This is a genomic window from Chryseobacterium balustinum, from assembly GCF_900168205.1.
GTDB lineage: Bacteria > Bacteroidota > Bacteroidia > Flavobacteriales > Weeksellaceae > Chryseobacterium > Chryseobacterium balustinum.
The window spans coordinates 174,703-199,514 of record NZ_FUZE01000002.1; the positions used below are offsets into that span (position 1 = coordinate 174,703).

20 protein-coding genes are annotated in these 24,812 nt (G+C 34.5%); 4 read left to right on the forward strand and 16 right to left on the reverse strand.

What is annotated here, in order from left to right:
* From B5X64_RS04400 to B5X64_RS04420, 5 genes are all read right to left on the reverse strand, one after another.
* A complete protein-coding gene (locus tag B5X64_RS04400; RefSeq protein ID WP_079464096.1) occupies positions 1 to 1,116 on the reverse strand; it encodes an efflux RND transporter periplasmic adaptor subunit in 1,116 nt (371 codons plus the stop codon).
* 4 nt (positions 1,117 to 1,120) lie between these two features.
* Entirely contained in the window at positions 1,121 to 4,279 is a 3,159-nt protein-coding gene (locus B5X64_RS04405; protein ID WP_079464097.1) for an efflux RND transporter permease subunit, read from the reverse strand.
* A 19-nt stretch (positions 4,280 to 4,298) separates the two neighbouring features.
* Positions 4,299 to 5,681 carry a TolC family protein gene (locus tag B5X64_RS04410; RefSeq protein ID WP_079464098.1) on the reverse strand — a complete coding sequence of 461 codons (1,383 nt, stop codon included), beginning with the start codon at positions 5,679 to 5,681 and terminating at the stop codon, positions 4,299 to 4,301.
* Between the two features lie 85 nt (positions 5,682 to 5,766).
* Positions 5,767 to 6,195, reverse strand: coding sequence for an HYC_CC_PP family protein (locus B5X64_RS04415; protein ID WP_079464099.1), 429 nt, complete (start codon positions 6,193 to 6,195; stop codon positions 5,767 to 5,769).
* A 113-nt stretch (positions 6,196 to 6,308) separates the two neighbouring features.
* Positions 6,309 to 7,568 carry an exo-beta-N-acetylmuramidase NamZ family protein gene (locus tag B5X64_RS04420; protein WP_079464100.1) on the reverse strand — a complete coding sequence of 420 codons (1,260 nt, stop codon included), beginning with the start codon at positions 7,566 to 7,568 and terminating at the stop codon, positions 6,309 to 6,311.
* 4 nt (positions 7,569 to 7,572) lie between these two features.
* Between B5X64_RS04420 and B5X64_RS04425 the strand changes: the two genes are divergently transcribed.
* Positions 7,573 to 8,802: an ABC transporter permease gene (locus B5X64_RS04425; RefSeq protein WP_066680118.1), complete on the forward strand. Its 1,230-nt coding sequence runs from the start codon at positions 7,573 to 7,575 to the stop codon at positions 8,800 to 8,802.
* Positions 8,803 to 9,202: 400 nt separating this feature from the next.
* Positions 9,203 to 10,186 (forward strand): PLP-dependent cysteine synthase family protein, encoded by a 984-nt coding sequence (locus B5X64_RS04430; protein ID WP_079464101.1) that lies wholly within the window; start codon positions 9,203 to 9,205, stop codon positions 10,184 to 10,186.
* A gap of 111 nt (positions 10,187 to 10,297) precedes the next feature.
* Here B5X64_RS04430 and B5X64_RS04435 read toward each other — a convergent pair whose 3' ends face one another.
* From B5X64_RS04435 to B5X64_RS04445, 3 genes are read right to left on the reverse strand one after another with little or no spacing between them, the layout of a single operon-like run.
* The gene (locus B5X64_RS04435; RefSeq protein WP_079464102.1) at positions 10,298 to 10,834 is read right to left on the reverse strand and encodes a hypothetical protein; all 537 of its coding nucleotides are present in this window, start codon (positions 10,832 to 10,834) and stop codon (positions 10,298 to 10,300) included.
* 30 nt (positions 10,835 to 10,864) lie between these two features.
* On the reverse strand, positions 10,865 to 11,167 hold the full coding sequence (locus B5X64_RS04440; protein ID WP_079464103.1) for a chaperone modulator CbpM: 303 nt from the start codon (positions 11,165 to 11,167) through the stop codon (positions 10,865 to 10,867).
* A 3-nt stretch (positions 11,168 to 11,170) separates the two neighbouring features.
* Complete coding sequence (locus B5X64_RS04445; RefSeq protein WP_079464104.1) at positions 11,171 to 12,085, reverse strand: DnaJ C-terminal domain-containing protein; 915 nt, start codon at positions 12,083 to 12,085, stop codon at positions 11,171 to 11,173.
* A 178-nt stretch (positions 12,086 to 12,263) separates the two neighbouring features.
* Between B5X64_RS04445 and B5X64_RS04450 the strand changes: the two genes are divergently transcribed.
* Positions 12,264 to 13,463: a dicarboxylate/amino acid:cation symporter gene (locus tag B5X64_RS04450; RefSeq protein ID WP_079464290.1), complete on the forward strand. Its 1,200-nt coding sequence runs from the start codon at positions 12,264 to 12,266 to the stop codon at positions 13,461 to 13,463.
* A 200-nt stretch (positions 13,464 to 13,663) separates the two neighbouring features.
* Here the strand turns inward: B5X64_RS04450 and B5X64_RS04455 are convergent, their stop codons facing one another.
* The 4 genes from B5X64_RS04455 to B5X64_RS04470 form a co-directional block, all read right to left on the reverse strand.
* A complete protein-coding gene (locus B5X64_RS04455; RefSeq protein WP_079464105.1) occupies positions 13,664 to 14,812 on the reverse strand; it encodes an acyltransferase family protein in 1,149 nt (382 codons plus the stop codon).
* A gap of 403 nt (positions 14,813 to 15,215) precedes the next feature.
* On the reverse strand, positions 15,216 to 15,602 hold the full coding sequence (locus B5X64_RS04460) for a DUF779 domain-containing protein (protein WP_079464106.1): 387 nt from the start codon (positions 15,600 to 15,602) through the stop codon (positions 15,216 to 15,218).
* Positions 15,603 to 15,954: 352 nt separating this feature from the next.
* Complete coding sequence (gene adhP / locus B5X64_RS04465; protein WP_079464107.1) at positions 15,955 to 16,992, reverse strand: alcohol dehydrogenase AdhP; 1,038 nt, start codon at positions 16,990 to 16,992, stop codon at positions 15,955 to 15,957.
* Positions 16,993 to 17,456: 464 nt separating this feature from the next.
* Positions 17,457 to 18,986, reverse strand: coding sequence for an aldehyde dehydrogenase family protein (locus B5X64_RS04470; RefSeq protein WP_079464108.1), 1,530 nt, complete (start codon positions 18,984 to 18,986; stop codon positions 17,457 to 17,459).
* A gap of 178 nt (positions 18,987 to 19,164) precedes the next feature.
* On the opposite strand from B5X64_RS04470, the gene B5X64_RS04475 reads away from it, so the two are divergent.
* Positions 19,165 to 20,088 (forward strand): AraC family transcriptional regulator, encoded by a 924-nt coding sequence (locus B5X64_RS04475; protein ID WP_079464109.1) that lies wholly within the window; start codon positions 19,165 to 19,167, stop codon positions 20,086 to 20,088.
* 2 nt (positions 20,089 to 20,090) lie between these two features.
* Here B5X64_RS04475 and B5X64_RS04480 read toward each other — a convergent pair whose 3' ends face one another.
* From B5X64_RS04480 to B5X64_RS04495, 4 genes are all read right to left on the reverse strand, one after another.
* Entirely contained in the window at positions 20,091 to 20,426 is a 336-nt protein-coding gene (locus B5X64_RS04480) for a hypothetical protein (RefSeq protein ID WP_139377599.1), read from the reverse strand.
* Between the two features lie 154 nt (positions 20,427 to 20,580).
* Positions 20,581 to 21,909 carry a hydroxymethylglutaryl-CoA synthase family protein gene (locus B5X64_RS04485; RefSeq protein WP_079464111.1) on the reverse strand — a complete coding sequence of 443 codons (1,329 nt, stop codon included), beginning with the start codon at positions 21,907 to 21,909 and terminating at the stop codon, positions 20,581 to 20,583.
* Between the two features lie 140 nt (positions 21,910 to 22,049).
* Positions 22,050 to 24,560, reverse strand: coding sequence for a M1 family metallopeptidase (locus B5X64_RS04490; RefSeq protein ID WP_079464112.1), 2,511 nt, complete (start codon positions 24,558 to 24,560; stop codon positions 22,050 to 22,052).
* Positions 24,561 to 24,586: 26 nt separating this feature from the next.
* On the reverse strand, positions 24,587 to 24,805 hold the full coding sequence (locus B5X64_RS04495) for a hypothetical protein (RefSeq protein WP_079464113.1): 219 nt from the start codon (positions 24,803 to 24,805) through the stop codon (positions 24,587 to 24,589).
* Positions 24,806 to 24,812: the final 7 nt, after the last annotated feature.

A 24,812-nucleotide genomic window follows, 5' to 3' on the forward strand; every position in this document is an offset into this window, starting at 1 on the left:
TTATTTTTTAGTCATTTTTTTATCTGAATGAGGAACTGCAGTTCCTTCTACGATTTCTTCAGAAGCCATTTTTAGAATTTTATCTCCTTGGTTTAATTCTCCAAAAACTTCCACTTTATCATCCATCATTCTACCTTTACTCACGGGAATATTTTTAGTCTTCCCATTTTCTACCCTAATTACATAAATGCCCATTCCGCTTTCTACTACAGCCATTTTCGGAACAAAAAAAGTAGCTTCTGTATTTTGTAACGGAATGCTGGTTTCTGCCACCATATAAGGTTTCAGTACATTTTTTTTATTGATAAAATCAGCTTCCATTTTTTCTGAACGAAGTTTCGCATCCAAACTTCCCGATTTCCTACTTACTAATGCCATATGTTTGATTTGCGGTTGCGAACGTACATAAAACCGAATGGTATCCCCTATTTTAATATAAGGTGTATTGGCTTCCGGCACCGAAAGATTCAATCGTAATTTCTGATTATTCTCGATTATCAAAAGGGGCGATTTACTCATAGGGCCAACATAAGCTCCCAAATCAACACTTCTATTGGTAATGATTCCACTAAAAGGCGCTCTTATGACCAAATAATCATTGATATTTCTAATTTCATTGTAGGCTGAGCGAGCCGCAGCCAATTGTGACTCGTCAGAAAGTTTGCGAGCTTTAATTTGATCCACCGCATCTTTGGCGACAGCACCTTTGGTTTCATCAGCTTTAACCATACGATTATAAGTCGCTTTGGTAGATAGAAAAATCGCTTCTTGTGCCTGTACTTTTGCTTTTGCATTGGCAATTTGTGAAACAATTTCAGGAGCTTCCAAAACCATCAAAACCTGTCCGGCAAAAACTCTATCACCAATATCTACTTTAATATTTTTCACATAACTGTTTACTTTTGCAAACAATTCGGTTTGTTCGTAAGGTTTTAATTCACCTGCTAATTTTAAAGGAACCACCGGATTAGATTTCGAGATCTCAATCGTTTCCATCATATTCATCATTCCCATTCCTTCCATCACTGGCTTAGGTTTATTATCTTTATTTTCTGGAGTATTGCAAGCTGCTAAAAGCATCAAAGCTGCAAACGGAATTATATTTTTTAATTGCATAGTTTTATAAATTTGATTTGATAAAATGAATACTGTTTTCGTCTTCAGGATCTAAGGAAGGAGAAATAATACTTGCTTTTTTCTGCATCCAGCCGAATACCAACGGTAGAATAATCAGTACCGAAAATGTAGAAAATAACAATCCGCCAATCACGGCTCTTCCTAATGGTGCAATCTGATCGCCACCTTCACCAAAACCAATTGCCATAGGCAACATTCCTGCAATCATCGCCAAAGTGGTCATGATAATCGGACGGATACGTAACTTGGCAGCTTCCACTCCTGAATTAACGGCATCGTTGTTTAATTTTCTTAATGTTTCGGCATTACTGATGAGCAACACAGCATTGGCAATTGACACCCCTACAGACATGATGAGTCCCATATACGATTGAAGATTTAAAGTAGACCCTGTAATATTTAACATCAATAAAGCGCCAACCACAACAAATGGTACCGTTGATAAAATAACAATAGAAACACGGAACGATTGGAAAGTGGCTGCGAGCATTAAAAAGATAACGAAAACAGCAATCAGCAAACCTGTCGCTAAGCTTGATAATGTTTCATTTAATACAGGCGTCATTCCTGCAACTTCAATATTTATCCCTTTGGGTAATTCACCTAATGATGCAATTGCAGTTTGTATATCTTTAGAAGCTTGTTCTAAATCTTTTTTATACAAATTAGCCGTCACTGTGGTGTAGCCCATTGTTCCTAAATTATAACTTTCACCCAATTCTTTTGTAGGAGTAATGGTGGCTACATCGCCTAAAACAGGTCGGTCCGAATTTTTACTCAGCGGTAAATTTGCCAGTTCCTCTTTGCTGTTCAAAATATTTTGTGGCGTTTGCACCTGTACATCGTAAGCAATTCCCATCATTCCGCCTACCCAAAAGTTTTTGTTGGTATACCGTGTAGAAGCCGTTGCGGCAACTAATGATTTGGAAATATCCTGAACATCCAGTCCTAATTGTGCTGCACGTGTACGATCGATATTAATTTGCATCGCAGGATAATCCATTGACTGTGGAATTTGCTGATCCCGTAAGTACTCGATCTCTTTTAGTTTCGCTAAAAGCTTATTCGCATACATCCGGTTCATTTTTTTCATCATCCCCGAAACACGAATTTCAATAGGCGTATTGGTACCCTGACTTAGAATTTTCTCTGTTAATTCTATAGGTTCAAAAGAAATAGACAGTTCGGGCATTTTTTCTTTATAATATGCTCTGAGCTTATCTTTCAATTCATCCGAATTTCCTTTAAATTCTTTTAAAGCCACTTGCATTAAGGCTTCGTGCGGACCAGCATTGTACAGGTAAATAGGACTCACCGCAAATGTCGATGGATGTTGACCAATAAATACTGATGAAATGGCAATATTATCTTCCCCAACATTCTTTTTAAGATGCGATAAAAATGTTTTCACTTTCATTTCCGTCACTTCTATTCGTGTACCTTCAGCAGCTTTTATACGAACCTGGAACTGTCGTGAATTGGAAGCAGGCAGCACATCTTTTCCTGTAATTTGATACAACGCAAAACCTCCAGCTAAAACAACAACTAAACTTAAGCTGACAATCATCTTATTTTGCTTGGTAAGCTTTGTCAAAAAATTCACAAAACGATTTCTGAATTTTGAAAACCAATCTCCTTGATGCGCTGGATTTTCGCAATGATCTTTCGTATGTTTCATTAACCAATTCGCCATTACCGGAACAAAGGTCTGCGATAACAAAAACGACACAATCATAGAAAAACCAATAGCCATCGCCAAAGGCATAAATAAAGAACCCGGAATTCCTGTCATCATAAAAGCCGGAGCAAATACCGCCAAAATGCAAAGCATAATCAACAATTTTGGAAACGCGATTTCTTTACACGCATCCCAGATAGCCTGAGCTTTTGTTTTACCCTTGCCAAAATGTTGATGAATATTTTCAATCGTAACCGTACTTTCATCTACCAAGATCCCAATTGTTAATGCCAAGCCCGAAAGCGACATGATATTAATGGTCTGCCCAAATAATTTTAAAAATAATACTCCCGAAATAATTGAAATAGGAATCGTCATAATCACAATCAATGCAGCGCGACGGTCATTTAAGAATAAAAGCACCATCAATCCGGTAAGTAAGGCTCCTAAAACACCTTCCACAATCAAACTTTTCAAGGCGTTGGTAATGTAAACCGATTGATCAAATTCATAAGAAATCGTTACATCATCAGGCATATTTCGCTGAATATTTGGCAATTCTTTTTTCAAAGTATTCACTACATCCAAGGTTGAGGCATTTCCGGCTTTGGCAATGTTGATATACACCGAACGTTTGCCATCAATCAAGGCATAACCTGTGGCAATATCAGCTCCGTCTTTTATTGTCGCCACATCACGGATATATACATTATCTACAGAACCTTTAAAGATTGGAATATCACCCAACTCTGATACTTCTTTCACCGTATTATTGGTTGGTGTTAAATAATTTTTATCCCCGATATACATGTTTCCCGAAGGTGAGGTAATATTATTGCGACTAATTGCTTCTACAATTTGCTCAGGAGATAAATTATGCGATCGAAGTTTATATGGATCAATATTCACCTCGATAGTACGCGGGCTTCCTCCGAAAGGCGGTGCAGTCGTCAATCCCGGAATTTTAATCAAAAACGGACGCGCATTAAAATTGGCAATATCCTGTAACTGATTGTTGGTTTTAGTATCACTTCTAAACACCAACTGACCAACCGGTTGCGAAGACGCATCAAAACGAATAATAAACGGCGGCGGTGCGCCCGGAGGTAAAAATACCTGCGAACGGTTTGACAAAGCATTGATCGTGGCAATGGCTTCACCCATTTCCGTTCCTTCATAAAAGGTAACTTTCATTAGGGTGAGTCCTTGTGTATTTTTAGATTCAATAATCTTGATGCCATTGGTAAAAAGCATCATATTGACATACATTTTGGTAAAATAACCTTCCATTTGTTTTGGAGTATATCCATTGAAAGAATGGGCGATGTAAACCACCGGCAAATCCATTTCTGGTAAAATATCTACCTTGATTTCTTTGATTGCTTTTAAACCAAAAAACAGCAATCCGAGCACTAAAACCATGATCGCTATGGGTTTTCGCAGTGCGAATTTTATCATATTCATATTGAAATTTCTTAATAGATTATGGTATTAATATTTGAATATCCCCTTGTGCAGAAGCCAATAACAACAGAGCTTGCCAAACATTATTTTGGGCAATTTCGTAATCAATCTCAGCTCTGTTTAAGCTGTATAATGCCTGTGTGAAATCTACCAACGTGGTTAATCCGTTTTCATACAAAGCGGTTTGCTGTTTGTGAGCCAAAGCGGCAGCATCCAATTGAATTTTGGTTTCATCAAAATTGAGATAGGCATTTTTTAGCTGTGCATTAGCTTGTTGAGATAGTGTTTTGAGCTCTTTTTGCTGTGCATCAAACGTATATTGCAAAGATTGTGTTAAGAATTGTTGTTCTTTTATTTTAGTATTAAAACGGAAAATATTAGTGATATTCCAACTAAGAGAAATCCCTAAAAGATAATTACCTCGGTCAATTCCCACCCCTTTTAAATAGCTTGGAGAATAAGCTGAGTTATCTTGTGCATAATTGGCTTCAAAACCAGAACCTCGCCCCTGAACAACACCAAATGCCGATACATTTGGCTTTTTATGAGCTTTCAAAACTTCAATACTCTGTTCACTTTCATTGATCTTGCTTTGTTGCCATTGCAAATAAGGATGCTTTTCAATATTACCTTCTGCCGTTTCTAATACATTATTTGGAAGTGAAGTGCTGTACAAACTATCCAATTGATAGATCTTAAAATCATCATTAATTAACACCGCGAGCTGTTTAGACCATTCCAATTCCTTATCATAAGCCTTTATTTGCAAAGACTTAGCATTAGACCATTCAGCTTTTGCCAATTGCGCATCTACTTCCGGTATTAATCCACTTTTAGCTCTTGCATTGGTCATTTCATAAAAAACCTGTGCCCGTTCTGCATTTTTCTCCTGAACGAATTTTATTCTCTGACTTGCTAATAAATTGAGATAAGCCGCACTTACTTTTATTTGTTGTTGAAAAATTTCCTGTTGTAGATCAGCTTTGGCAGTTAATTCTTTTTTGCTTCCCAATTCTACTTGGTTTTTGATTCTTCCAAATGAGAATACATTCCAGTTGATATTGGCAAAATAAAGAGAGCCAAAAGCGGCGTTCCAATTTTGTTCTGCCAAAGGCATTGATGTAGCAGCAGAAGCTAATCCGCCATAAGCGTACATTGGACCGTGCTGCACATTGATGCTTCCGAAACTTTGCTGTGCAGAAAGCGTAAAATCGGGTAAATATTGTTGCTTTTGAAAAGCTGTATTTTGAGCCGAAGCGTTAACTAATTGCTGTTTGACTTTTATTTTATCGTATTGATCTTGGGTCCGATAAAGGGCATCTTTCAGTTTCAACACCTGACTATAACTATCTAAATAGCAAATCGATAGTAAAATAACAGATGCAATGAGTTTTAATTTCATTGTATATAAAATTTAGAAATTAGACATAAAAATGTAGGGCAGAATCGAGAAATCGAAACTGCTTGATCAGATTTTTAGTCTAAAATCAAATTCTATAAACGCAATGTAAAATGTAAAGAGGATTGCCCTGAATAGGGACTTTCGAAGAAGGATAAGTTGTGCTTTTTTCGGTTTTTAAAAGAATTGTTTCTACATCGAAAACTGCTCCCAACATTTTGTTTGGAATAGCATCGCCCAAAAACTTTACCGAAAATTCAAAATTATTTTGTTTTTTTACGCTGTCATCTACTTTTACAAATTCAGCTTGGTGTTGGCAGCAACCTTTCTTTTTATCTTTTAATTTTTTATCCTTTTTAGAACAAATAGGACAAGGTTTGTCTTGATTTTGAAACTGAGTATTTGTAAAACTATAAACTTTACTCGTCATTTCTTTGCATAAATGCGAATATTGGGTAAAGCCCGAAGCCAATACCAAATAAAATAATGAAAGAAATATAACAAGTGATTTTTTCATTCTGTACAATGCAAATATATACAAACTATTTGTAGAAAATATATTTTAAGAAATGACATTTAGACACCTCAGAGATAACCTAATGTATGATTAAAACATCTTTACTTTAATAACTAATCTTCATAAACAATATATTTACTTCTGATTTTTGAAAACTTCTCAAGATCTGCTTTCCAAGATGACTTTATTTCTTTTTCAGATTTACCAGAGACAATTTGTTTTCTCAGCTCATCACTTCCGGCTAAAGTATCAAAGAAAAGATTTTTAAGGAAGAAATCCTGTTGAGGGTTTTTATAGTTTTTATATGCTTTAAGTAACCATTCTAGATTAATTTCTCGCAAGTTTTTAGAGTAATCTGAAAGATTTTCACCATAGCATAATTTACCATTCAGAAAAGGATCTTTAGCTCCGAAATTTGGCTTTGGAGTAAACTGGTAAGGCAAATCTTTTGTCCAAGGAGAACCATACACCTGAAACGGAAAATTAGTTCCTCGCCCTACCGAAACCTGAGTTCCTTCAAAAAAACATAAGCTTGGATATAAGTTAATCGATTTATCGTTCGGCAAATTGGGAGACGGTTTATCTAAAATTGCATAGCGCTTTTTCTTATGGTAATTCTTCATTTCAATCAAAGTATATTTTGCCTGAACTCCATTTTTTAGCCATTTTTCACCGTTTACCATTTTTCCGTATTCACCGATGGTTAACCCATACACCACAGGAACTTCGTGCATTCCGACAAAACTTTCCCATTTTTTCTTTAAAACAGGTCCGTCAATATATCCATCGTGAGGATTTGGTCGGTCAAGAACCATGATTTCCACATTATTTTCAGCTGCTGCTTCCATCAAATAAGTTAAAGTTGAGATATAAGTATAAAATCTTACTCCAACATCCTGAATGTCGAAAACAACTACATCAATACCTTTTAGCTGATCCGGCTTTGGTTTTTTATTATTTCCATAAAGAGATACAATAGGAATTCCCGTCTTCACATCTACTCCATTTTTCACCTTTTCGCCTGCATCAGCATTACCTCTGAAACCATGTTCGGGGGCAAAAATCGATTTGATATTGATTTTATTTTCAACTAAAAAATCAACAATGCTTAAAGTATCTATCTTCATTGCTTTTGCACAACCTGTCGAAGGATCTTTTGCTGCATTATAATATTTCACTCTTGTTACAAGCCCTGTCTGATTGGTTACTACAGCAACTCTTTTATTTTTCAGAAGCCCAAGATATTTTTCCGGTTGGTCTGCACCGGTTTTAAAACCCTCTTTATTTGATGTCTGAGAATAATATTGACTGAATACTCCTAAAAAAATTAGGCAAATAAGAACTAATGTTTTAATTTTGAAATTTAAATTCATAAGCTTGAAATTTCCATTATATTTCTCCCGAAAAATAGCGTTTTCCAAAGATAACAAAAATAACCTTTCTCGGGTTATCATCTTCATCGGCAGACTGTCTGTGGCTTTGGGAATCATCGTTTCGCTCATCACTGTTTCTACGGGATTGGGCTCAAAAAAAGCGATAAAAGAAAGATTGGGGGATTTCAGCGGACATATTACGGTGAGATCTACCAAATCAAATTCATCTTACAATACTTCAGTTCTTGATAATCAAGGATTAGATATTAAAAGTCTTAAAGCATTTCCCGATGTTGCTACAGTTCAGGGATATGCAATGGTAACCGGAATTATGCGTAATGAAAATAGTTTTGCCGGAATTATTTTCAAAGGGGTAGGTAAAGATTTTGATAGTTTAAGGTTTAAAAAATTTCTGACCGCCGGAAAAACTCCTTTTCTGAATGGCGAAGGTTATAATAACGGCGTTGTCATTTCAGAAAAAATCGCTAAAGACCTCCATCTGAAAGTAAACGACAGCATCGTTACTGTTTTTTCAAAAGCTGATCAGAAGCCTATTTACAGAAACTTTGAAGTAGTGGGAATCTACAAAACCGACATCAAAATGATCGACGATCAATTTGTAGTGGGTGACATCAACCATGTAAGAAGAATTTTGGATATGAAGCCTGAGGAAATTGGCGGTTTGGATGTATTTTTTAAAAATATCAACAATATCGATGAAGATTTTCCGCAGGTTGAAAAATTTATCGGATATAAAAACTATGCAGAAAAAGCAACCGATAAATATCCGCAAATCAATGACTGGATCGGGCTTTTTGATACCAATATCGGGATTATCATTTCAATTATGCTTTTGGTCGTTATCATTAATATCATCATGGTATTGCTTATTCTTATCATCGAAAGAACCAATTCTATTGGCTTGCTTAAAACTTTAGGTGCAACCAACGGACAAATTAGAGCGACCTTTATCAATTACACTTTAATCATCATGGTTCCCGGACTTTTATGTGGAAATCTAATCGGTCTTGGACTTTTAATTACCCAAAAATACACTGGAATTATTAAATTAAATCCTGCTAATTACTATGTAAGCGTAGTTCCCGTGGATTTGAATCCGTGGATTATTATTTCTATTTCGGTAGGGATTTTAATTATTTCCGGAATGGCATTGGTGATTCCGAGTTATCTGATCAGTAAGATTTCTCCTGTAAAAGCGATCAAGTATAATTAAAAGTGAATTGTCAATTTAGCTTCGCTAATGAATTGTGAATTACAAATTGTGAATATCGTTTTGCATAAAGTTTGTCATTTCGTAGAAATCTAGACCATTATTTTATTTTTCAGCTGTTGAGATTCTTACAGAATGACAAAGTGAGTGAATATTATTGTTAAATACTTTTGCTCTCAATGACAAATAATTCTGATGGCTACAAATATCTTTAGCCCCGATTGCAATGAAAATCCTTTTTTAAAAAAAAAGATTGCAATGAAAAGCGGGAAAAAGCTCCTAAAAAAACATTTAAGAAATTTTGAAGATTATACCAAGTCATTGTTAAGATCTCTTTAATTCTCTGTTATTCATTTTTAATAATATTGAAAACTGTATCTTTGCCACGCATAAAAAAACATTTATGAAATACGCAGAAAATATACTCGAAACCATTGGAAATACCCCTCTTGTAAAGCTTAATAAAGTTTTGGGTGAAGATTTCCCGGCATTGGTTTTGGCAAAAGTAGAAACTTTCAACCCCGGAAATTCGGTAAAAGACAGAATGGCTCTGAAAATGATTGAAGATGCCGAAAAAGACGGAAGACTAAAACCGGGAGGTACCATTATTGAAGGTACTTCAGGAAATACAGGGATGGGATTGGCTTTGGCAGCCATCATCAAAGGATACAAATGTATTTTTGTGACCAATGCAAAACAGTCAAAAGAAAAATGTGATATTCTTCGTGCCGTTGGAGCTGAAGTGATCGTTTGTCCTACAGACGTAAAACCTACAGACCCGCGTTCTTACTATTCAGTTTCAAAGAGATTGGCAAGAGAAACAGAAAACGGATGGTACGTTAACCAATATGATAATTTATCAAACAGAGCGGCTCACTACGAGTCTACAGCTCCTGAAATCTGGGAACAAACGGAAGGAAAACTGACTCACTTTGTGGCTGGAGCAGGAACAGGAGGTACAGTTACCGGTTGTGGAACTTTCTTTAAAGAGAGAAATTCTGACATTAAAGTAATTGGTATCGATACGTATGGTTCTATTTTAAAAGAAATCCACGAAACGGGAGAGATCAATCTAGGAAATGCTTACAGCTACATTACAGAAGGTATTGGTGAAGATATTCTTCCTGAAAACTACGATATGTCTGTGATTGATCATTTCGAAAAAGTGACCGATAAAGATGGAGCTATCTACGCAAGAAAACTGGCTAAAGAAGAAGGTATTTTCTGTGGATATTCTGCAGGAAGCGCAATGGCAGCTTTGGTTCAGATGAAAGATCAGTTTACAAAAGATGATATCGTTGTGGTACTTCTTCACGATCACGGTTCAAGATACGTTGGGAAAATCTATAACGACGAATGGATGAAAGAAATGGGTTGGTTAGACTAATCAGCTTTTCATGATAAAACAAAACTCAGAGTATTTGCTCTGAGTTTTTTATTTATTCCTAAATCGATCGTAAATAAGATTTTGATTATCGTCTTAGGTTTACTTAATTTTTTACTTCAGAACATTGTTCTGCACCGCTTGCTTTAACAATTCGAAATCTGCCTCCTGCATTGACTTTTTTGGAAACATATAATTGAATTTCCCTTCTAAACCGATAAATTTTTCGCTAATCTCTGCAGCCGTAAATTCCGTCCAAAGACTGGTTTCTTTATTGTCGTTAAGGTTTACTTTAAAAACTTTAGCATTAAACTGAATTTGATAAATTTCTGTATTTTCAAGAGTTTTAAGGTATTTAACCACTTCTTTTTTCCATTTTGAAACCTTATTGATTGCTAAAGATAAATAGACCGCACAAAGCAGAAAAAGAAAACTCACAAAATATAAAATCCCGAATTTCTCTTTACTTAGATCATCTTTAAAGTAAAATAAAACCAACAAAATCACAGCAACTACGATTGTGGTGATTAATTTCCCTTTCACTGTAGGTGAGAAAAAAAGACTTCCCTGATCTCCATGAAGGTAAATCTCTTCAAAATCTTTTTTGTTGATCTGTAAATTAATGATTTTATCGTCGTTGAGTCTTGCCATGTAATGAGTTTTATAGTTTACAAAACTAAATTAAATATCTTCATATTTCTCATTTATCGCCGAAAGTTTTTGCATTAATTCACGGTTTATCTGATTTAAATTTTTCATTTTCTGCAGCATACTGTTGATAACTTCCAAACCGGGAAGATTAATTTCCAGATCGTAATGCCAATTGGTAAATCGCTCAAATGTAGGAAGATCTTCGTACATCAGATACCGAATTTCATTATCCGTTTCTATATTCAGTAAACCAGAATCTACCAATTCATCAAAAAAAGTAATCTCAATATTATAAATCTGTACGAGCTCCTCGCGTGATATTCTTTCACTCATAGCTTAGGAATTTTTAAGTTGTTCAAAAAGTTCTTTCTGCTTGTCTGTAAGATCGGTTGGCAATTTTACATCATACGTCGCAAATAAATCACCAAAATGTCCATCTTTTTTATAGACCGGAAAGCCTTTTCCTTTTAGTCTTACCGTTGTTCCGTTTTGAGTTCCGGGTTTTACTTTAAGATTAACACTTCCATCCAAAGTGTTTACAGTAACTTCACCACCTAAAACTGCGGTGTAAAGATCGATTGTAACTTTAGTTTTCAGATCATCTCCTACCCTTTCAAAGTTGGAATCAGGATTGATATTAAAAGTAATATATAAATCTCCGCTTGGTCCACCGTTAATTCCAGGACTTCCGTGACCTTTCAGTTTTATTTGTTGTCCATCATACACTCCTGCAGGAATCGTAATTCTTACTTTTTTACCATTAATATCAAAAGTTTGCTGATGAGTTGTTGCGGCATCTTTTAAGTTTAAATTTAATTCGGCATGCACATCCTGTCCTTTGAATTTTCCGGAAGCACTTCCGCGCGAACTTCTATTGGAGCCACCTCCAGCTCCACCAAACATACTTTGGAAAAAATCTGAAAAATCTTCACCTTCCCCAAAATCAGCACCGGAAAATCCACCTCCGTAGTTTCCGCCTTGATATTGCTGTCTTTGCTGTTGCTGTGCTTTTTCGTATTCTTCACCATGTTTCCAGTTTTCACCGTATTTATCGTATTTGGCACGGTTCTCAGGATTGCTGAGTACTTCGTTAGCTTCATTCAGTTCCTTGAAGTGTTTTTCTGCTTCTTTATCGTTCGGATTAAGGTCTGGATGCAGTTTTCTTGCCTGCTTTCGGTACGCTTTTTTAATATCGTCCTGCGTTGCGCTTTTGTCTACGCCTAAAATTTTGTAATAATCTATATAAGCCATAGAAACGAATGTTTACTCAAATTTAGAAAAATTAAGGCGAACATACCTCTTAGAAATTGTTAAAAATAAATCTATCTTTGATAAAAATCAGGCATAAAATCGCAATTATTTATTTGAATATCAAATACCAATTAAGTTAGACGATTACATATTGCTTAAAAATAATAAACATCCACCTATGAAAGAAGTTTTAAAAAACTATTCCGGAATTTCACTTTTACTTGTGGGAATCACCGTAGGAAGTATAATCGGTATTCTTGCACCTCAAATCGTGGAATATATAAAACCTTTGGGCGATATTTTTCTTAATCTTCTTTTTGTAAGTGTTGTTCCGCTTGTGTTTTTTGCCGTTTCCAATTCTATTGCTTCTCTTGAGCAAGAATCTAAGTTTGGTAAAATTCTTTTAATAATGTCTTTTACATTCTTGTTTTTTATATTAACTGCTGCAGTTTTTACCATTGGTGCAGTCTACCTTTTTCCCGTTTCATCCATATCAGGAAGTACAGAATTGATTGCTGAAGCTACCAAAGAAGAAAACTGGGGTGATAGAATTGTAAGTTTTTTTACCGTGGGTGAGTTTACCGAATTATTTTCCCGAAAAAATATGCTCGCACTTCTTATTTTTGCCTTCCTTACAGGTTTTGCAGCCAGAAAATCAGGTGAAAGCGGAAAACCTTTCAGAGTTTTTATTGCTTCAGGCTATGAAGTAATGAAAGAACTTCTTTTAATGATCATGAAAATTGCACCCATCGGTTTGGGAGCGTACTTTGCGTATCAGGTTGCTACATTGGGACCTCAGCTTTTTGGGTTTTATGCTAAACCGCTTGGTTTATATTACGTTGCAGGAATTATCTACTTCTTTGTATTTTTCACGCTTTATGCTTTTATGGCAAACGGACAAAACGGAATAAAAAGTTTCTGGAAAAACGCCATTCTTCCTACCTTAACTGCATTGAGTACCTGCAGCAGTTTTGCAACAATGCCCACGAATTTGGTAGCCGCATCAAAAATTGGAATCCCAAGTTCGATTGCCAATTTGGTGATACCGATTGGAACGACATTGCATAAAAACGGTTCATCAATGTCTTCCATTATTAAAATATATGTCGCTTTTCAGATTATCGGGAGAGATTTTTTTGAACCTTCCAATCTCTTATTGGCTTTAGGGATCACTGTTTTTGTAAGCATCGTTGCCGGAGGAATTCCGAATGGTGGTTATATTGGCGAGATGCTGATGATCTCTGTATACAGTTTACCACAGGAAGCCATTCCTGCAGTGATCATTATCGGAACTTTGGTAGATCCGTTGGCAACCGTTTTAAATGCTGTTGGAGATATTGTGGCGGCGATGTTTGTGAATCGGTTTGTGAAAGTTTGATTTTTTCCTAAATACTAATTGCACTAATTTTTCAGTTTGATTATCTGCGCAATCTCCTAAATTTGCGTGAAATTCTAAAGAAAATATTAATTAATTTATCTCACTGATTCTGCTGATTTTATTCAGTGCGCTTTACTGGATCTAACTAAATTCTGTAGCTCTTCAGGAGTGAAAAATCGGTATTATACTTTACGTTAGAATTAAGATACAGCTTTGTTATTTGCCATTTTTTTTCTAATGTAATTGGTTGTAGGAATCTCAAAATATTTGTAAAGTAATATTGATATTACCAATGATAATAGCCATGATAAAAAGAAATTAAATAATAGTGCAAATGACCATTTTATATTTAAAGAATAATTTATTTTCGCAATTTCAATTATTTTATCCCAATTTATACATTCTTCAATATAATGTATAACAATTGAATTAACTAAATAAAGAGAATATGAAATAAGGCTGATATATGTAATCGCTTTAAAAAGAACACTGTTATTTTTCTTTAATGCTCCTAAATATGGTAAAAACAGTAAAACTGTAACTGAAGTCATTGTGAATACAAAATTCCTTACTAAAAAACTTGCTTTATTATCAATTAAATAATACAATACAAATAGAAATAATGCAATAATAAGTGCTATTTTTTTATTTTTACTCCAAAATTTAGGATGATAATAGGATATATACGCTCCTAATAAACCATACATTAACGAGTCAAATCTATATAAAACACTAGATAACACGTTTTGAAAAGATTCATAATCATTTATAGTTTGTACTTTTTGTAATCTTAAAAAACTAACACTAATTATAATTAAAATGATAATGGATATAAAAGCATATTTTACTCGAATACTAAGTACTCTAATAGCAAAAAATAAAAGAATTGGTACTATTATATAAAACCATTCTTCGATACTTAAACTCCATGAGTGTGTATAAAAATCTATTGGTTTTTGCGTTAGGTTCTGAGAAAAGAAAAAATAAGGTAAATAGCTTTTTAGATTAAAATTTTGATTAGTAATATATTCAATTATAATCAGTAAAAATAGAAATAGAAAATAATTTGGTAAAGTCCTAGACCATCTCTTCATCCAAAAATGCAATAAATTTTTCATATTACATTTATATGTTTCTAATTGCATTATTAGAATTCGACCAATCAAAAAACCACTAAGCACAAAAAAAATCCCAACTCCATCATATACCATCTTCGCATAGAAATCGATATTTCGCAACATAAAATTATTTGTATGATTTATCATTACAAACAGGATAGCTGCAGCCCTCAGTATATCCAATCCAAAAATCCTATTCTGATTTAATACTATTTTTAAAAAATTGGTCATTATTCCTTCTTTGTGTTTTTTTTAAAAAAATAATACTTTAGAATTTGCATTATTTTTTAAATTTCATGTATTCTATTTTAAAAAAATCAAAAGTAGGAAAAAGAAACTAAGTTATAAATATATCTCAATAATCTTTGTCTCTAAACAGTTTACTAAAAAATAATAAATCTAAAAATGTTAAAAAAATGAAAGAGTAAAATAATGGAAAGACTTGAGAAGAAAATATATTGTTTTTTATCACAGTTTTTTATTGAAAAAATAAACTCAAATTATTACCTAAACATACCTCAAATTTTCATTTTTAGGAGCTTATTTAAATCTCATAGGTTTTAGATATATTTTCTCTTTTACTTTTTAAAGGCTACATAGCAAAGGCAATATATTCTAAATAAAATAGCTTAAATTATTCACTTCTCTTTATCGCTTCAAGATTTTTAAGTTCTTCAGTAGTGAACAGCCTGTAATGCACTTTAAACGTTTTTCCTAAAGGAGTTTCCAGAGAAAATCCGCCCGGTCCGAAACCTTCTAAAATATCTAATGTAAAATGGGAATACTGCCAATATTCGAAAAGATCGCGGTCAATCCAGAATTCATGTCCATTGATTGTTCCAATCATGGCATCGTTCATTCTTGGGAAGTAACCCCCTTTTTCAAAACATTGTGGCTGTGTTCCTTCACAACAACCTCCTGCTTGGTAAAACATTAAGTCGCCATGTTTTTTTTCTAATTCCCAAATCAGCTCTAAAGCTTTTTCTGTTACTGAGAGTCTTGATATTTTTTTTGTTTCCATAATTTCTTTTTTTGTAATTATAATACATGTAGCTTTCGCTTTTCGTTAAATATTCTTTTGGCTTGATCCAAAAGAACCAAAAAATCAAGACTTGGATTCTTCAGCTAAAAATTAATTCAATTTACTAAAAATTCTAAAACTTGCGCGATAGTCAATTATGTTCTTCGGTTAAAATTTTGTGTCGCGCTTCGAACAGTAGAATTTTCTTCACGTTCATTGAAATAATTTTCTTCACGCTTCAGACTCCTAAGTCAATTAAACCGCGATAAATTGAGGTTTTTTTAAATTTAATTAAAGTTAAAAAAACCTGACAACATAAAATTGTCAGGTTCCACTAAACTTCAATATACTCCTAGCTTGCAGAGCCAGCAATGTCTAAAACAATTCTGCCATCAATTTGTCCGGCCTTCATTTTGTCGAAAACCTCATTAATATCTTCCAGTTTTGCTGCCGTTACTGTTGCTTTTACCAAACCTTCGTTGGCAAAATCTAATGCTTCCTGCATATCTTTTCTCGTTCCTACAATCGAACCTCTTACGGTAATTCTTTTAAGAACGGTCTCAAAGATCGGAAGTTCAAATGAACCAGGAGGAAGACCATTCAAAGCAATCGTTCCTTTTCTTCTCAAAACATCAATTCCTTGTTTAAAAGCTATAGGCGAAACAGCCGTGATCAATGCGCCGTGCATTCCGCCGACTTCCTTATGTAAATACTCTCCAGGATCTGTGTTTTTTGCATTGACCACTAAATCTGCTCCTAATTTTTTTGCTAATTCTAATTTATCATCTGCTACATCAATCGCTGCAACGTGCATTCCCATTGCTTTTGCATATTGAACAGCAACGTGTCCTAAACCACCAATTCCCGAGATAGCAACCCATTCTCCAGGTTTGGTTTCTGTTTCTTTTAAACCTTTATAAACGGTTACTCCGGCGCACAGAATTGGTGCAATTTCCAAGAAGTTGACATTTGATTTTAAATGTCCTACATATCTTGAATCGGCAATTACATATTCTGCAAAACCGCCATCTACACTGTACCCACCATTTTTCTGAGCTTCACACAATGTTTCCCATCCTGTAATGCAATAATCACAACATCCACAAGCTGAATACAGCCAAGGAACTCCTACTGCATCTCCTTCTTTTACATAAGCTTCCGGTCCGCAAGCCACTACAATTCCTACTCCTTCATGACCGGGAATTAATGGCATTTTTGGTTTTGCAGGCCAATCGCCGTCTACTGCATGTAAATCGGTATGGCAAACTCCACAAGCTATTACTTTTACCAATACTTCATATCTTCCGGGTTCTCTTACCGGAACTTCCATAATTTTTAACGGTTGTCCGTAGCCTTGAACTACGGCGGCTTTCATTGTTTTTGGAATCATAGTTTTATTTTTTTATAGATTTGATTTATTTTGATTTGCTAATCGTTGTTTTTTTAACGCAAAGATTTATTTCTGAAACTGCATATTTAAAGAGCAAAGAATGGAATCAATGAATTGATTCTAATGAAGCTTTTGGTGATTTGTAACTCTTTCTATTTTACTTTTTATTAAACTGATTTCATGCAGTTGATTTTTATTTATAGACCTAATTTTAAAAGCCTTGTCAAGGTTTTGAACCTTGACAAGGCTCATGAGAATAAGATTCATAAAAATTCCTGCTCATCTAATTTGGGTAAGATAAGTGAGAAATAAGTCTGCTTTTGCGTGAGGGATAGTAAGGGTCTCGCTGAAAGCGAGAGTGCGGAGCGAAGCGGAGCACCGAAACGAAGTGCAGCCCTGAATAGCCCGACCGTTTTGCCTCGGCTAAAGCCAAGGCAAACGGGCACGCCCCTAGTATTTAAAAATTAAAAGAATCCTAATTTGTTTTTGTTGTATGAAATCAACATGTTTTTAGTCTGACGGTAATGGTCTAACATCATTTTGTGGTTTTCTCTACCAATACCCGACTGTTTGTAACCTCCAAACGGAGCTCCTGCAGGATATGAGTGATATTGATTGACCCAAACTCTACCCGCCTGAATCTGACGTGGCACATTGTACAACTGGTGTGCATCTCTCGTCCAAACTCCTGCTCCTAATCCGTAAATCGTGTCGTTGGCAATTTTAATTCCTTCTTCTTCGTCTTTGAAGGTTGTGAAAGCCAGAACCGGTCCGAAAATTTCTTCCTGGAAAATTCTCATTCTGTTGTTTCCTTTGAAAATGGTCGGCTGAATGTAATATCCTTCATCTAAACCTTCTCCAACATGATTTACATCACCACCAACTAAAACTTCAGCGCCTTCTTCTTTACCCAATTTGATATAAGACAGAATCTTGTCTTTCTGAATTTTTGAAGCCTGAGCTCCCATCATCACCGTTTTATCTAAAGGATTTCCTACTTTGATTGCTTTTACTCTTTCGATAACTTTTGCAATGAAAGCGTCTGCAATATCTTCCTGCACCAATAATCTTGACGGACAAGTACAAATCTCACCCTGATTTAAAGCGAAAAGCACTGCTCCTTCAATGGCTTTATCTAAAAATGCATCATCTGCATCCATCACTGAACTGAAAAATACGTTTGGAGATTTACCTCCCAATTCTAAAGTCACCGGAATAATATTTTCTGTCGCATATTGCATTACCAAACGACCCGTTGCTGTAGAACCTGTAAATGCCGCTTTGTTCACTTTTGGGTTGGTTACCAAAGCTCTTCCTAATTCAGCTCCGAAACCATTAACGATATTCACAACTCCCGCCGGAAGCAAATCGCCAATAAGTTCCATTAAAACTAAAATAGAGACCGGTGTACTTTCTGCAGGCTTTAAGACTACGCAATTTCCTGCTGCCAAAGCCGGAGCTAATTTCCAAACCGCCATAAGAATTGGAAAATTCCAAGGAATGATTTGCGCAATTACTCCTAAAGGTTCATGAACAATTAATGAAACGGTGTCTTTATCTAATTCGTTATGAGAACCTTCTTCTGCTCTGATTACCGCTGCAAAATACCTGAAATGGTCAACCGCCAAAGGAATATCTGCCGCTAAAGTTTCTCTTACTGCTTTACCGTTATCAATTGTCTCAACGGTTGCGATATATTCTAAATTCTGCTCGATTTTATCGGCAATTTTATTCAGAATGATGCTTCTTTCTGTAGATGAAGTGTCTTTCCATGTTTGGAATGCTTTTTCTGCTGCATTTACCGCTAATTCTAAATCTTCTTTTGATGAGTGTGCTGCCTGAGTGAAAACTTTTCCGTCAACTGGTGAAACCACATCAAAATACTGCCCGTTAACCGGCGCTGTAAACTTTCCGTCAATATAATTATTGTATTGATTTTTAAACTCTGGCCACTTTAAAGTGGTAGATGATTGTTGTTCTGTTGTTGTGCTCATATTAGTAAGTTTAATTTTTATCTAAAGCCAAATTACACACAGATAAGAGAATTGAATAGCAGAATCCTACAAAAGAATACTAAAATCCTACATCAATCTAATTTTATCATTTCATTAACAAAGAATTCCTCAATTAATTTCTATATTTGAATAGACAGGTCTTGAAAAATGTTTGGAAATGAATGATAACAAGTTTTTATTAAATACTCCTGAATTAAAGAAGGAAAACCAGCTTCTGAACTTGGTTGAAAACCAGACATTATTCAATCTAAATAATTGTGAATTTAGTATTTATGAAACCCACAAGTCTGCTTACGGTGTAAAACTACATTTCGACAACATCGCATTCACAGCAATGCTTCGCGGTAAAAAACACATGAAGCTGGAAAATAAGACCAATTATTTTGATTATCATCCCGGAGAAAGCGTTTTGGTCGCTCCCGGAGAAACCATGGTCATCGATTTTCCCGATGCTGATGAAACTCCTTCTCAATGTATTTCTTTAAGCTTAAACCCAGAATTTATTGAAAATTCTCTGAATCATCTCAACTACAATCTTCCAAAAGTGGATGAAACCTCAACATGGAACATACAGCTGGATGAGTATTTTCTGTTTAATAATCAGTCTTTAGCTTCTGCCACCAACAATATTATGAGAATTGCAATGGATGATAATTCACAGAAAGATATTATGGCAGATTTTGCTTTAAAGGAGTTATTAATCAGACTGATGCAAACTCAGGCAAGAACTATGGTAGAAAAAAATATTGCAAAAAATAAATCAAGAATTGGTTTTGTGGTAGATTATATCAAGAAAAATATCCACCAAAAACTTTCTATTGACAGCATTGCGAAACTGGCTTATGTAAGTAAATCAAATTTCTTTAAAATGTTTAAAGATGAACTGGGAACTTCGCCCAATGATTTTATTCTTCAGGAACGCATTAACAGGGCAAAAGAACTTTTAGCCTTAAATAACAGCATCAAGGAAACCGCTTTTCAAACCGGTTTTTCTGATACCAATTATTTCACAAGGGTTTTTAAACAATTGGTTGGAGTGACACCGAAAAGTTATCAGAATGAGATTATGTTTCATATTTAATTCTAATGACGATAAGTTCTTGTTGAATTAATATCAGTTTCATAAACATATTTTCCTTTATCTTTTTTAAGTAAATAAATCGTTAGCCTTTTATCTGAACCACAATTTTCATCTACAGCTAGAAGTATTTTTTTTCTATCCTTTGAAAATAAAGGTTTCGATATTCTTGTTTTACAAAAAATAGATTTTGAATCGGTATATTTATTTTTGACTAAAGAAGTATCAATCTGATATTTTTCATTTTTAATAATTTCAAAATTCAAATCTGTGAACTCTTTTTCTTTCCAATATTCCAGTCCTTCTTTTAGATAAAATGGTTCTGAAGAAAGGTTTTTCACACTTATTTTATGTTCATCAAAAAAAGTGTTTATAATTTCGTAATCATTACTTTTCTCAACACATGAAATGAAAGCAAAAATTATAATCAGATAAATTAAATTTCGCATATTGTTTATTTTAAAACAAAGCACCTCAAAAGAGATGCTTTTCTATTTATCCTTTATAACCGTAATACCTTGCTCCTTTCAACACAGGATTTTCCAATTCTACAGATTCTAAGCCAAATCCTTTGTAATCAGTATTTACAGAATATTCCAATTGTTTTCTATGAAGCTTTTCGTAAGTATCAAAATCAATGGCTAAACGATTTTTAAGGTTTTCAAATAAATCCCATTTTGCAACCACATTTTTCCAGTTTTCGGAAACTTTTCCGGCAAAAACTTTTGATTTTGAACCGCTTCCGTAACCAACAAATCCGATTTCTTCACCTGCCAATTCTTCATTTTCATTAAAAGAAGTCTGTAAACCTGAAAGTAAAGCCATAAAAATTGAAGCAGTGTACATATTTCCTATTTCCGAAGATGCACGCTGTGTTTTTTCAATTTTATTGTTGATGAATTTGATATAATTTTCAGACTTAGCAACTGCTTTTTGTTCTTCAGCATTTGAATAGGGAAGTCCGTTTTCTAGGCTGTAAATTTCTGTAAAAACTCTTTTCCCATGAAATGCATACGGAAGATGAAAAATAAGATATTTCCAGTTTTCAGAAGGTTTTGTTTTGCCTGAAGCCTCTTCATAATGCTGATAAGCCTCCCTGATTCTATCCTGATAACATTGGTTGGAATATTGCCCATCAAAAACAGGTTCATCCGTAAAAATTTCTATTTTGTCAGGAAAAGATTCCGGAGCGTTTGCCAAATCTTCTTTTTTGAAATGTCTTCTTGGTTTAAAAAAATCAAAAACAGATTCTGTAGCCACTCCCCAATTATTTTCAATCTCAATTAAATCAGGTTTTGCGGAAACCAATAAAGCAACCGCACCTCCACCTTGAGTATATTCACCGGAAGAAGCCAGCTCATATTTAGCATAATCACTTGCAATAACCACTGCTTTTTTATCAGGATTTACTCTTACAAAGTCTAAAGAATTGTGAAGCGCATCAACCGCGCCAATACACGCAAAAGTCATATCTACCACATCACAGTTTTTGAAACATCTTTCTCCAAACTCTGTTTCCAAAACTTTTTCTACCATCTGCATTGCATAGGAAGCTGTTGGTTTAGCGGCATCGATTGCGCTTTCTGTTCCTAAATAAATACGGGAAATTTCTTTGGGATTGATTTTATAGTCTTTTATTAATTTTAATAAAGCTTCTGCGGCAAATGTAGCAGCATCTTCATGTACATCGGGGAAACCCATTTTATGTAAGCCTAATCCTTTTTCCAGTTTTGCAGGTTCAATTCCTCTTTTTTCTGCTAAATCTTTAATTTCCAAATACAAAGAAGGCACATAATAAGTTGCTGCCTCAATTCCAAAACTCATAATCGTCAAATTTTAAACTAATTTATGAAAGATGTAATAAAAAACACTGGAGAATCGTCTATTTTTTGCCGATTACACAAAATTTCATCAATAAAAAAGCACCTCATGAGAGATGCTTTAGTTATGATATAGATATTTATCTATTTAAAATTTTCAATCGCTCTATTGATTGCGTCAATTTGCGGATTGATGCTTGATGCTTTTTGCGGATTCTGCTTAAGAAGTTCCATTTTCTTATTCAGACCGTCTTTCAGCATTTGAGTAATCATCATTTTTACCTGCGGATTATCTCCCATTTGCCCTTTAGTCTGGTCTAAAATTTTTGTAATACTTTCTGTAGCTTTTAAATTATCCGAAGACATAATCCAGTTATAGCCTTCTTCTGCTACTTTCCCCAATTCAGGATTCTGGAATTTCACAAAAGGATAAAATGCTGCAATCGAAGCTATATTTGCCATCTGTGAAGTCACTTTATTTTTAACCACGACAGGCAATAGCTGAGTAAGCATTTCTTCAGAAGCACCATCCAGTTCAATTTTATCAGCTAAACCATTTACTTTTGAAGGGTCAACTGCAATAATTGCCGCCAAAGAGTTTACTTTTACAGAATTGGAAACCGCATTTACTCCTTTTTCAAAAATCGGAACATACTTCTTGTCTTTTGTTTTTGCCAAAGCTGCAATTGCAACACCCTGAACCAAAGTTTTAGGATCATTTGAAGCCAGCTTTTCTACATCGCTTCCCAAAGCTTTCATTTGCTCAGAATTACTTAAATCCATCAACTCCAAAGCCTTCATTCTGATTCTGAAGAAAGGATCTTTTATAGCTGCTGCCAATATTTTTGTTGCAGCAGGATTTTTTCCTACCTGATCCTTTATCGCATTTAAAGCATTGTATTTGCTTTTAAATTCTTTAGAATTGGTAAACTGCAAGAAATTCTGCTCCGGAGTTTTAGATTCAGTAACATCAGCTACTAAAACTCCATCTGCATTAATATTAACAAGGTCTGGATTTTTAGACGAATCGAAAGTAAATGTATTTTTCGCTGCGGCATTTGCCCAAACATTATATCTTTTTGGTTTACCGTTATCATAAACATCAATAGCCAAAGGAAATTCAAAAGGTAAATCCTGAGATTGATTCAAAGTAACCGTAACTTGTTTTTTTACAGGTTCAAAAGTATAAGTGTAGTTTAATTTTGGATTTCCGCTTCCGAAATACCACTGATTGAAGAACCAGTTTAAATCTTTACCTGAAACTTTTTCAAAAGATAATCTCAACTGATGTGCTTCAGCATTTTTGTATTCATTGGTTTTAAGATAATCTGTAACTCCTGCGAAAAAGGCATCATCACCCAAATAATTTCTCAACATATGAAGAATTCCGCCTCCTTTTTGATAGGTTACCAAGTCAAAAACATCTTCACGAGAACCGTAATCAAATCTCACCAAGTCTTTTTTGAAATCTGAAGGATTATGAATGTAATGGTTCACATCTTCCATCTGATGATAATCTGCCTGATCTTTTCCGTACTTGTATTCGTTCCAAAGATATTCTGAATAGTTGGCAAAAGATTCATTTACGGTAAGATTACTCCAACTTTCTGCCGTAACTAAATCTCCAAACCAATGGTGAAATAATTCATGAGCAATGGTATCTTCCCATTTGTTCTCATCTATTAACTGTCCAGGTTTTTGAAGAATATCACTTCCATGAAGCGTTGCTGTGGTATTTTCCATCGCTCCGGAAACGTAGTCTCTTCCTGAAATCTGAGCATATTTTGCCCATGGATAATCGTAGCCTAATTTTTTAGAGAAAAAATCGATCATTTCCGGTGTGTTACCGTAAATCTGCTTTGCATACGGTTCGTAAGCTTTTTCAATATAATAATCTACAGGAATATTTTTCCATTTGTCTTTTACTACAGCATAATCACCAACTCCCATAAAGAAAAGGTATGTAGAATGTCTTTTATCCATCACCCAATGGTCGGTTCTTAAATCGTTGGATTCTTTTTTAGATTCTTTTAAAATCCCGTTAGAAAGGGTAACATATTTATCCGGAACCGTCATGAAAATTTCTTGAGTGGTCTTCTGATTCGGTTTATCGATTGTTGGAAACCACGCTGAAGAAGATTCAGTTTCACCCTGAGTCCAGATTTGAGTTGGCTTATCTGCATCTTTTCCTTGTGCGTTGATGAAATAAAGACCTTTTGCATCATTAATCGCTGCACTTCCCTGCTGTTTCACTTCATTCGGACGGGAAGTATATTTTATATAAACTGTATAATCCTGATTTCTTGTATAGGTTTTATCTAAATTTATCTTTAAAATATCATTTTTATAATCATATTTTAAAGGAGATTTTTTGCCGTTATTATCTAAAGCCACTTCATGAATCAACATTCCTTTTGCATCAAGCGTCAATTCATTAGAAGGATAAAAATACGGAGAAGCGGTTAACCATTCTTCACCATTCATCTGCTCTTTTTGATAATCAAAATTGACTTTAAGTTTGGTATGTTTAAGCTCTGTAACTTTTGTATGTGTTGCTCTATAGACTTTTTCTCTTCCCGAAGTTTCTGTTTGTGCAGATACATTTGCGGAGAATAAAACTCCGAGTATTGCGATAGATAAAATGGCTTTTCTCATCCTTTTCTATATTATTTTTTTTTGAATTATTTTTTAATCAGAATATCAAAAATATCGTTGACCAATGTTTCGTAATCACCTTTTTTCAACTGTTCTTTAGTTTTTGCAAACGCTTTTTTCAGTTCACTTTCCGGATTTTCGTCGTCGATAATTTCAATATCATTAATTCCTTTTACCTGAAGTAAAAGTTCTTTTAATTTTTCGACATCCGTATTTTCTTCAATGGTGATTTTTAGTGATTTCATAAGTGAT